The 9,735-nt window shown below is 61.3% G+C and carries 10 protein-coding genes and 1 pseudogene; 5 read left to right on the top strand and 6 right to left on the bottom strand.

What is annotated here, in order from left to right:
- On the bottom strand, window positions 1-440 hold a 440-nt coding region (locus AC1D1P_RS07235; RefSeq protein WP_477672527.1), incomplete at its 3' end, for an extracellular solute-binding protein.
- Window positions 441-738: 298 nt separating this feature from the next.
- On the opposite strand from AC1D1P_RS07235, the gene AC1D1P_RS07230 reads away from it, so the two are divergent.
- Both AC1D1P_RS07230 and AC1D1P_RS07225 read left to right on the top strand, forming a co-directional pair.
- Window positions 739-1,242, top strand: coding sequence for a pyridoxamine 5'-phosphate oxidase family protein (locus tag AC1D1P_RS07230; protein WP_477671363.1), 504 nt, complete (start codon window positions 739-741; stop codon window positions 1,240-1,242).
- 39 nt (window positions 1,243-1,281) lie between these two features.
- Window positions 1,282-1,665, top strand: a complete 384-nt coding sequence (locus AC1D1P_RS07225; protein ID WP_477672526.1) for a hypothetical protein — start codon at window positions 1,282-1,284, stop codon at window positions 1,663-1,665.
- Window positions 1,666-1,734: 69 nt separating this feature from the next.
- On the opposite strand, the gene AC1D1P_RS07220 is transcribed toward AC1D1P_RS07225, so the two are convergent.
- The 5 genes from AC1D1P_RS07220 to AC1D1P_RS07200 all read right to left on the bottom strand — a co-directional run bounded on the left by AC1D1P_RS07220 (window position 1,735) and on the right by AC1D1P_RS07200 (window position 7,731).
- Window positions 1,735-2,241, bottom strand: a complete 507-nt coding sequence (locus AC1D1P_RS07220; RefSeq protein WP_477671361.1) for a BON domain-containing protein — start codon at window positions 2,239-2,241, stop codon at window positions 1,735-1,737.
- A gap of 55 nt (window positions 2,242-2,296) precedes the next feature.
- Window positions 2,297-4,912, bottom strand: coding sequence for a bifunctional aconitate hydratase 2/2-methylisocitrate dehydratase (locus tag AC1D1P_RS07215; RefSeq protein WP_477672525.1), 2,616 nt, complete (start codon window positions 4,910-4,912; stop codon window positions 2,297-2,299).
- Between the two features lie 83 nt (window positions 4,913-4,995).
- The gene (locus AC1D1P_RS07210; protein WP_477672524.1) at window positions 4,996-5,619 is read right to left on the bottom strand and encodes a hypothetical protein; all 624 of its coding nucleotides are present in this window, start codon (window positions 5,617-5,619) and stop codon (window positions 4,996-4,998) included.
- A 38-nt stretch (window positions 5,620-5,657) separates the two neighbouring features.
- On the bottom strand, window positions 5,658-6,728 hold the full coding sequence (locus AC1D1P_RS07205) for an HpcH/HpaI aldolase/citrate lyase family protein (RefSeq protein WP_477672528.1): 1,071 nt from the start codon (window positions 6,726-6,728) through the stop codon (window positions 5,658-5,660).
- A 16-nt stretch (window positions 6,729-6,744) separates the two neighbouring features.
- Entirely contained in the window at window positions 6,745-7,731 is a 987-nt protein-coding gene (locus tag AC1D1P_RS07200) for a malate dehydrogenase (protein WP_477649359.1), read from the bottom strand.
- 242 nt (window positions 7,732-7,973) lie between these two features.
- Between AC1D1P_RS07200 and AC1D1P_RS07195 the strand changes: the two genes are divergently transcribed.
- The 3 genes and pseudogenes from AC1D1P_RS07195 to AC1D1P_RS07185 all read left to right on the top strand — a co-directional run.
- A complete protein-coding gene (locus AC1D1P_RS07195; RefSeq protein ID WP_477671357.1) occupies window positions 7,974-8,744 on the top strand; it encodes a GntR family transcriptional regulator in 771 nt (256 codons plus the stop codon).
- 384 nt (window positions 8,745-9,128) lie between these two features.
- Window positions 9,129-9,575, top strand: coding sequence for a succinate dehydrogenase, cytochrome b556 subunit (gene sdhC, locus AC1D1P_RS07190; protein WP_477671356.1), 447 nt, complete (start codon window positions 9,129-9,131; stop codon window positions 9,573-9,575).
- 15 nt (window positions 9,576-9,590) lie between these two features.
- A pseudogene (locus AC1D1P_RS07185) lies at window positions 9,591-9,735 on the top strand (succinate dehydrogenase, hydrophobic membrane anchor protein); the annotation flags it as partial.

The following is a 9,735-nucleotide window of genomic DNA, read 5'->3' as shown; positions in this document are numbered from 1 at the left end:
GCGGGCGTGAGCCTGGCCTTGTTGTAGACGAACACCGTACTGCGCGCGGCGATGCCCGTCCAGCGGCCATGCGCGGGGCGGAAGTTGGCAGGCACTTCCGACAGCGTGGCCACGTCCAGCGGAGCGAACAGCCCTGCCGTGTCGACCAGCGCCATGGCCGGCGAATTCTCCGTCAGGAACACATCAGCGGGCGAGGCTTTGCCTTCCTGCACGATCTGGTTGCCCAGCTCGGTGTCACTGCCGTTGCGCAAAGTGACCTTGATGCCGGTTTCCTTGCTGAAGGCTTCAGCCCAGGCCTTGGTCAGGCTGGCGTGCTGGGCGTTGTAAACCACGATGCCTTCGGCGGTGGGCGTGACGGTTTGGGCCGTGGAGGCCAGGGGCGCGGCCAGTAGACCGACGGCCAGCACGGCGCCGGCAAAAGATGGGAACGACAGTTTCATGAAACACCTTTTAGAGATGAAAGCGGCCCGGTTCGCCCGAACCGGGCCGGGCGCGAAGGCCTTGAAGCCCTTGGGCGCCTGTAAGCAAGCCGTAATACAAATACGAATTACTTGCATCTATCTATATGGTAACCGCTCGCGCCATTAGTTCCCCTGTAGAGCGATGGTTTACACAGGCTGYGGCTGGAAGCCGGGGGCTGTCGGCACTTGCTGACAGCTGCCCGCGCCGCCCGCTGATGAGCGGCCAACGGCATGATGCCTAGCATCGACGCATTGGCCACCACCCACGGGAGTTTTCATGAGCGCAACAAAATCAGACCACGACACCCTTTGGGAGCTGATCAAGGGCATCAAATTCGGCATGCTGACGCACCGCCAGGCCAGCGGCATGTTGCACGCCCATCCCCTGACCACGCAGAACCAGTCGCTTGACGCGGAATCGCATCTGTATTTCTTCATCTCACGCAAAAGCGAGATGGCCCAGCGGCTGCAGCAGGACGGCAACGTCAACGTGTCGTACGCCGACCCGGGCGCCGACAGCTACGTATCGGTGTCGGGCCAGGCGGCGATCGTGGAAGACCAGGGGAAAAAAGAAGAACTCTGGTCACCGCTTGCCCGCGCCTGGTTTCCTGCGGGCGTCAACGACCCGGACCTGGCGCTGCTGGAAGTGCGCATTCATCACGCCGAATACTGGGACGTGAAGGAAAGCAAGATGGTGCAGCTGGCCAAAATGGCCAGGGCAGCCATCCTGGGCGAGTTGCCGCGCAAGCTGGGTGAGCACAAAGAGCTGCATATTTCCTGAGAATTCGCCCGAAAACCTGTCCCCCAACCGGCCCTATCCATGCCCTTTATMTCTTTCAACAAAGCCACTGAGCCCAGCGCGCCCGACGATTTGCGCATCAACACCGCGGCAGTCTTGTACATAGAAGCCTCACGTCCTGACCTGATGGGCCAGACCACCATCCACATGCTGGGCCAGGGCACCACCGTCAATGCTGTCACCGAGTCGATAGGCACCGTGGTTTCCACCATAGGCGGGTTGGTGACGGTCAAGCGCCACTACCTGGCACCCCCGCCCGACGACGGCGCGAGCACGGTCTATGTGCTGCCAGCCAATGTCAGCCACATACGCCCCAACCTGCCGCTGTCACCGGAGTTCTGGTACCTGAAGTTTGTCGACGGCTCGGAATTGCGGGTGGTAGACCCGCTGCCGTCGGGGCTATAGCCTCCCCCAATGAAAATTCCCCGCAGGAAACTGCGGGGATTTTTTGCATGCGCAAGGGGCAAGCCCACTTCACTTCTTTTCAGTCTGCGCCGGCACATAGCGCACGGGCTCATCACCCACGCGCAGGTAATTCACCACGCCCATCACGTCATCGACCAGCCAGACGGCTTTTTCAAGCGCCTCCGATTGTTCGCGTGTCTTGACGCAACCCTTGAGGAAAACCAGGCGCCGCTCGCCCTGCACCCACACGCTGGTGTCGTCGAAACGGCCATCGAGCTTGATGTATTGCGACACGCGCGGAATGATTTCCTGGTCATACCAATACGAGTTGGCCAGACGGCAACGCCCCACACGGTAGCAACTGCCGCCGTGCTGCGCCCGCACATGGGCCACGTCGCGCACTTCCTGCTCGGTATAGAGCGGCCCCTCCGGCACAGGGCATGGGTTGATCGCCGAAGTGACCTGCAGGAAGGGGTCGTTGAAGGCGTTGGTGCGCGCATCTTGAGCTTGAGCGGTTGCACCGATGGCCGAAAAAAGAACAAAAAAAAGGAAGGAAAGAAGTGACGGTTTCTTCATCACTTCATCCTTCCATTTCAGCTTGCGGCTGTCAAGCCGCCGGCATGGTGTCCACTTAAGCGGCTACGCCGTCCTTCACGGTGTCAGCCATGTCGGTGTAGTCCTTGACCTGGTCGAAGTTGAGGTACTGGTAGATCTTGTCGCTGGCAGCGGTCAGCACACCCATGTCGGCCATGTATTCGGCCTTGGTGGGGATGCGGCCCAGCTTGGAGCAGATCGCGGCCAGCTCGGCGGAACCGAGGTAGACGTTGGAGTTTTTCCCGAGGCGGTTCGGGAAGTTGCGGGTGGAGGTGGAAAACACCGTCGCGCCCTCTTTCACCTGCGCCTGGTTGCCCATGCACAGGCTGCAACCCGGCATTTCCATGCGGGCGCCGGCCGAGCCGAGCACGCCGTAGTGGCCTTCTTCGGTCAGCTGCTTGGCATCCATCTTGGTCGGCGGCGCCATCCACAGTTTGACGGGGATGTCGCGCTTGTTTTCGAGCAGCTTGGAGGCCGCGCGGAAATGGCCGATGTTGGTCATGCAGCTGCCGATAAAGACTTCGTCGATCTTGCTGCCAGCCACTTCGCTCAGGGTCTTCACGTCGTCAGGGTCGTTCGGGCAGGCCACGATAGGCTCGTGGATGTCGGCCAGGTCGATCTCGATGACGGCGGCATATTCGGCGTCCGCATCGCCCTTGAGCAGCTGCGGGTCGGCCAGCCAGGCTTCCATGGCGGCAATGCGGCGCTTGATGGTACGCACATCCGAGTAACCCGTGGCGATCATCCATTTCAGCATCGTGATGTTGCTGTTGATGTATTCGATGATAGGTTCCTTGTTCAGGTGCACCGTGCAGCCGCCAGCGGAACGCTCTGCGGAAGCGTCGGAGAGCTCGAACGCCTGTTCGACCTTCAGGTCGGGCAAGCCTTCGATTTCCAGAATGCGGCCGGAGAAGATGTTCTTCTTGCCTTGCTTGGCGACCGTCAGCAGGCCGGCCTTGATAGCGTACAACGGGATTGCGTTGACCAGGTCGCGCAGCGTGATACCGGGCTGCATTTCGCCCTTGAAGCGCACCAGCACCGACTCAGGCATGTCCAGCGGCATGACGCCGGTGGCAGCACCGAAAGCCACCAGGCCTGAGCCCGCGGGGAAGCTGATGCCGATGGGAAAACGCGTGTGGCTATCGCCGCCGGTGCCGACGGTGTCGGGCAGCAGCATGCGGTTGAGCCAGCTGTGGATGATGCCGTCGCCCGGACGCAGCGGGATGCCACCGCGGTCGCTCATGAACTCGGGCAGCTCGTGGTGCATCTTCACATCGACCGGCTTGGGATAAGCCGCCGTGTGGCAGAAGGACTGCATCACCAGGTCGGCGCTGAAACCCAGGCAAGCCAGGTCTTTCAATTCGTCGCGCGTCATCGGACCGGTGGTGTCCTGCGAGCCGACAGAAGTCATCTTGGGCTCGCAGTACGTGCCGGGGCGTACGCCCTGGCCTTCAGGCAAGCCGACCGCACGGCCAACCATTTTTTGTGCCAGCGTAAAGCCGCGGCCGTTGTCGGCCGGGTTCTGCGGCAAGCGGAACTGGGTAGACACGGGAAGGCCCAGCGCAAAACGCGCCTTGGCCGTGAGGCCGCGGCCGACGATCAGCGGAATGCGGCCGCCGGCGCGCACTTCGTCAAACAGCACGTCGCTCTTGAGTTTGAACTCGGCGATGACCTTGCCGTCTTTCAGCGCCTTGCCCTCATAGGGGCGCAGTTCGATCACATCGCCCATAGCCATCTGGCTCACGTCGAGTTCGATCGGCAGCGCGCCCGAGTCTTCCATGGTGTTGTAGAAAATCGGGGCGATTTTCGAGCCGAGGCAGACACCGCCGAAACGCTTGTTCGGCACAAAGGGAATGTCTTCACCGGTGAACCACAACACCGAGTTAGTTGCGGACTTGCGCGAGGAGCCGGTACCGACCACGTCGCCCACATAGGCCACCAGGTTGCCCTTGGCTTTCAGCTCTTCAATGAACTTGACCGGGCCGCGCTTGCCGTCTTCTTCGGGCGTCACGCCGGGGCGGGCATTCTTGTGCATGGCCAGCGCGTGCAGCGGGATGTCAGGGCGGCTCCAGGCGTCGGGTGCGGGGGAGAGATCGTCGGTGTTGATTTCACCAGCCACCTTGAAAATGGTGAGCTTGATCGACTCTGGCACTTCCGGGCGGCTGGTGAACCACTCGGCATCGGCCCAGCTCTGCAGCACGGCCTTGGCGTATTTGTTGCCCTTGCCGGCCTTTTCCTGCACATCGTGGAACTGGTCGAACATCAGCAGCGTGTGCTTCAGGCCGTTGGCTGCTTGCGTGGCGACGCTGTCTTCAGCGTCGTCGAGCAGCTCGACCATCGGGCTGATGTTGTAGCCGCCCAGCATGGTGCCCAGCAGTTGCACAGCTTTTTCGCGCGAGATCAGCGAGCACTTTTCGGTGCCGTGCGCCACGGCAGCGAGATAGCTGGCCTTGACCTTGGCGGCCGCATCAACCCCGGCCGGCACGCGGTGCGTGATCAGCTCCACCAGAAAGGCCTCTTCGCCCTTGGGTGGATTCTTCAGCAGCTCAATGACCTCACCGGTCTGCTGGGCCGACAGCGGCAGCGGGGGAATACCCAGCGCGGCGCGCTCGGCCACATGGTTGCGGTAGGTTTGTATGAACTCGGGCATCATGGCTTTCTTCTCCTGTACTCAAAATTTGCACGGTCGATGCGCGTGCGGTCGCGGTCTGTGTCTGTATTGGGCTTTATCGGGCTTTATGGGGCTTTGGCCGGGGCAGTTTCTGGCTGAGCAGAACCCGTGCCAGCCTGAGCTGGCGCAGCTTTGGCAGGCAAGGCCTCCAGAATGCTGGTCGGGGGGTTCTTCTTCATGTCGTCGGCAAAAGTCACCTGCGCCGGGCTCATGCACTCGTCAGCCAGGCGCTGGCCCATTTTCTGGCTCATCAGCATCGACTTGTTGCCCAACTGGAGCCACATGGCGCCTGCACGGCCGTCTTCCAGGCGGATGGCACCGGTGCGGCTTCCGACCGGGTGCATGCGAAAGCGCATCTTGCCCGTCTGCACCAGGAAGAAACCCGGGCGTTTTTCGTTCGGTGTGATGGTGACGGAGGCACCCAGTTCGCAGGGAATCGTGCCGATGTAAACCCGCTTGGCGAGCTCCAGGTCTTCAGGGGTCAAGGTGACAGACAGGTCATCGTCAATGGGCGTCCTTTCTTCCACCACCTTGGCGGCAGAGCGCCTGATCGGTGCACGCTTGGCGGCCTGGGCGGGCTGGTCAGCTGCGGCGGCAGCCTTGGGCGCGGCAGCTTTAGGGGCTGCCGTCTGGGCCAGCAACAGGGCGGGGGCGGCCAGCATCAGGGCAGAGAGAGCGAAATGTTTCATGGGGGTCCTTTGGAACGGTCAACAGTCAATCGGGGAAATCAGTGAAGCGGGACAGAAAAATATGCCTGCGCCTCGTGCGGCAAGACACGGCCGGTCTGGTGCGCGCGCTCCAGAACCTGCCAGAAGTAGCGGTAGCTCGCGCGGTCGTGCAGCTTGCCTTCAAAACTGATGGGAGCCCAGTCTGAACGTGCGGCAGCAGCTATTATTTTTGTAGCACTTTCAATCTCACCCTCGGTGGGCGCAAAAGCCGCCAGGATAGGCCGGATCTGGTTGGGGTGGATGCTCCACATGCGGGTGTAGCCCAGTTCACGGGCGGCATGGCGTGCGGCAGAAGTCATGGCCTCAGTGTCATTGAACTCTGTGACAACACAATGTGACGGCACTTTGCCGTGGGCATGGCAAGCCGACGCGATTTCGAGCTTGGCGCGCATCACCAAGGGATGCGTGAACTGGCCGCGGCTGCTCATGCCGTCGGCGGGAATCGCGCCGCCATGCGCCGAGACAAAATCCATCAGACCAAAACTCAACGACTGCACGCGCGGATGCGCCGCAATGTCGAAAGCGTTTCGCACCGCGAGTGGAGACTCGATCAGCACGTGCAGTGGCAGGCCGCCGGCCGATGCTGCGAGCAGAGCCTGCTCGGCCCTGACCACATCGGCAACCGATTCCACCTTGGGGACCATGATGTGAGAGAGATGACGGGACAGCTTTCCGGCAATGACAGCCATGTCGGCATCAAAGGCGGGGTGGTCCACCGAATGGATGCGTACCGCGACGCGGGCCTTGTCGCTGGCCAGGGCCGCCAGCGCCACGACCATCGCGGCATGGTCGGCTTCGCCGCCCACGGGGGCGCCGTCTTCGCAATCCAGYGTCACGTCAAACACGCAGGCGCCGAACTCCTCGATCATCTCGGCCTGCAATTGCARGCTTTTGCGCATGCGGGCTTCAACACCGCTGTAGTGATCACAAACCGGAAGAAACCCGGCTTGTGCCTGGGCACCCAACAGAACGTCGCGCGGATGTTGGCGAGCCCCCACGCTTGTCACTTCGTGTACTACGCTGCCCCCCGAGGGGGCCGTGCTTGCTTGGGGCGGCCCTGCGCGGCGCACATCGCTCATTAATTGCTCAGAGCAGGTGCTTGACGCCGTCTTGCTCACCCTTAAGCTCGTCCAGGGTCTTGGTGATGCGTTCCTGGCTGAACGCGTCGATTTCCAGGCCTTCGACCAGTTTGTATTCGCCGTTTTCGCAGGTCACGGGGAAGCCGAACATGATGTCTTTCGGGATGCCGTACTGGCCATCGGACGGGATACCCATGGTGACCCACTTGCCGTTGGTGCCCAGGGCCCAGTCGCGCATGTGGTCGATGGCGGCGTTGGCGGCCGATGCGGCCGACGACAGGCCGCGCGCTTCAATGATGGCGGCGCCGCGCTTGCCGACGGTAGGCAGGAACACGTTGGCGTTCCATTCCTGGTCGTTGATCATCTTGGCGACGCTTTCGCCCTTGATGGTGGCAAAGCGGTAGTCAGCGTACATCGTGGGCGAATGGTTGCCCCAGACGGTGAGCTTTTCAATGTCGGCCACGGCCTTGCCTGTCTTGGCGGCGATCTGGCTGGCGGCGCGGTTGTGGTCCAGGCGCAGCATGGCGGTGAAGTTCTTGCGCGGCAGGTCAGGGGCGCTCTTCATGGCGATGTAGGCATTGGTGTTGGCGGGGTTGCCGACCACCAGCACCTTGACGTTGCGGCTGGCGACTGCGTTGAGCGCTTTGCCCTGGGCCGTGAAGATGGCGCCATTGACAGCCAGCAGCTCGGCACGTTCCATGCCGGGGCCGCGTGGGCGCGAACCGACCAGCAGCGCGTAGTCGGCATCCTTGAAGGCGGTCATCGGGTCGCTGTGGGCTTCCATGCCGACCAGCAGCGGGAACGCGCAGTCGTCGAGTTCCATCATCACGCCCTTGAGCGCTTTCTGCGGGCCTTCAACGGGCACTTCGAGCAATTGAAGAATGACGGGCTGGTCCTTGCCGAGCATTTCGCCGGAAGCAATGCGGAACAACAATGCGTAACCGATTTGGCCTGCTGCACCGGTGACTGCAACGCGGACGGGTTTTTTGCTCATGATGGGAGGACTCCAGGAAGTTGAAAATCGGTTGAATGAGGGATGTAGCGTGAGATGTCTGGCGCGACCCTGGAATATCTGGAAGTGATTACTAACGGGTCTTATGCTTTTACCCGTCAAAATCATCGCAAAACGGCAGGCCGCGCGCTGGCTCAGCCAAAGATTTTACGCTTGAAAAGCAGCGGGCGTCAATTTGTCTTATGTCTTATATAAGATATGATACGGCCAGCCAGAATCCACCCATGAACGCCACTCCCGCCCTACCCGCCGATGATTTTGCAGGTGCCACGCCGGCGTTCAGTCCGCTGTACCAGCAGATCAAGGCCCTGATCCTGCAAAGCCTGCAATCAGGCGAATGGAAACCAGGCGAAGCCATACCTTCCGAGATGGACCTGGCAGCGCGCTACCGCGTCAGCCAGGGCACTGTGCGTAAAGCCATCGACGAGCTGGCCACCGACAACCTGGTGGTGCGCCGCCAGGGCAAGGGCACCTTTGTTGCAACCCACGCCGAGCAACATGTCCAGTTCCGCTTTCTCAAGCTGGTCCCCGACAGTGGCACACCGGGCAGCGAAGGTCCGGCCCAACGCGACATCATCGACTGCCGGCGCGTGCGCGCCAGCGCCGAGATTGCACGCACGCTGGCCTTGCGCACCGGGGACGCCGTGCTGCAGGCCCGACGCGTGCTGAGCTTTGCCGGCACACCCACCATTCTTGAAGACATCTGGCTTCCCGCCGCGCCCTTCAAGGGCCTGACGGCCGAGCGGCTGGCTGACTACCACGGCCCCATGTATGCGCTGTTTGAGACCGAATTCAACGTTCGGATGGTTCGCGCCGAAGAGAAAATACGCGCCGAAGCAGCCACCGACGGGCGCGAGCTGCTATTAAAAGTAGAGCACGGAGCGCCGCTTTTGAGCGTGGAGCGCATCGCCTACACCTACAACGATGCCCCCATGGAGCTGCGCCGCGGCTACTACCGCACCGACACACATCACTATCACAACACCCTGAACTGAACAGCGGCAGCAGGCTCAAGGGAAACAGAAAACCCTGCCAGGCAAACCTGCCGCGGCATGGCCGCGAGAGCCCGGCGGTGCAACCCATAACAACATGACGGACGATGAAGACCCTTCAAGCCATGACACCAACGAAGCGTCAGCAGCGGCATATGCGCGCCGCTGGATTGCCGTCCGGATGGGGTGATTTGTAATCGTCATGTCAGTTACGACGACCTTCGCGCAGCAATTGCGAACTGTCGCGCCCGCAAACGCGCTTTTCCCGACAAAAATTTCCGGCCATCACCCGAAGCAGCCGGGATTGTTGCTGCATTGCAATAGAATTTCGGGTTGAGCCGCTTTGGCAGTTACAAAGCCGTTACTCAAAAACACAGAAAGCCAAGTATGTCCGAATCAGCGACAACCGTAGCGAAGAAGCGGCCCGAGTTCCGCAACATCAACGCCCTGACCGATCTCCACTCCTATCGCCTCCCCCTCGCGGGCATTGTCTCCATCCTTCACCGTATCAGCGGGTTCATCATGTTTTTGCTGATGCCCTTCATCATCTGGATGTTCGACACCTCGATCTCTTCGGAAATCTCCTTCGAGAAATTCAAGGCAGCCTTCAACGTCGGCATGCTGGGCCTTCCCGGCATCATCTGGAAGCTGGTGGCGCTGGCCCTCATCTGGGCTTACCTGCACCACTTCATCGCCGGCCTGCGCCATTTGTGGATGGACGTGAGTCACGCCGCCGTCAGCAAGGAGTTCGGCAAGTCGTCCGCCCTCTTCACGCTGGCTGTGAGCGTAGGCATCTCATTCGTGCTGGCACTCAAGCTTTTCGGCGCGTATTAATCAAGGAGCACAAAAATGGCAGTTAACTACGGCTCCAAACGCATCGTTGTCGGTGCCCACTATGGTTTGCGCGACTGGCTCGCGCAGCGCGTCACGGCCGCCCTGATGGCCCTCTTCACCGTGCTGGTCCTGGCCCAGGTCATCTTCAGCAAAGGCCCCA

This window comes from Polaromonas sp. P1_E1_2 (assembly GCF_056406035.1).
This window is presented reverse-complemented; position numbering and strand designations above follow the sequence as displayed.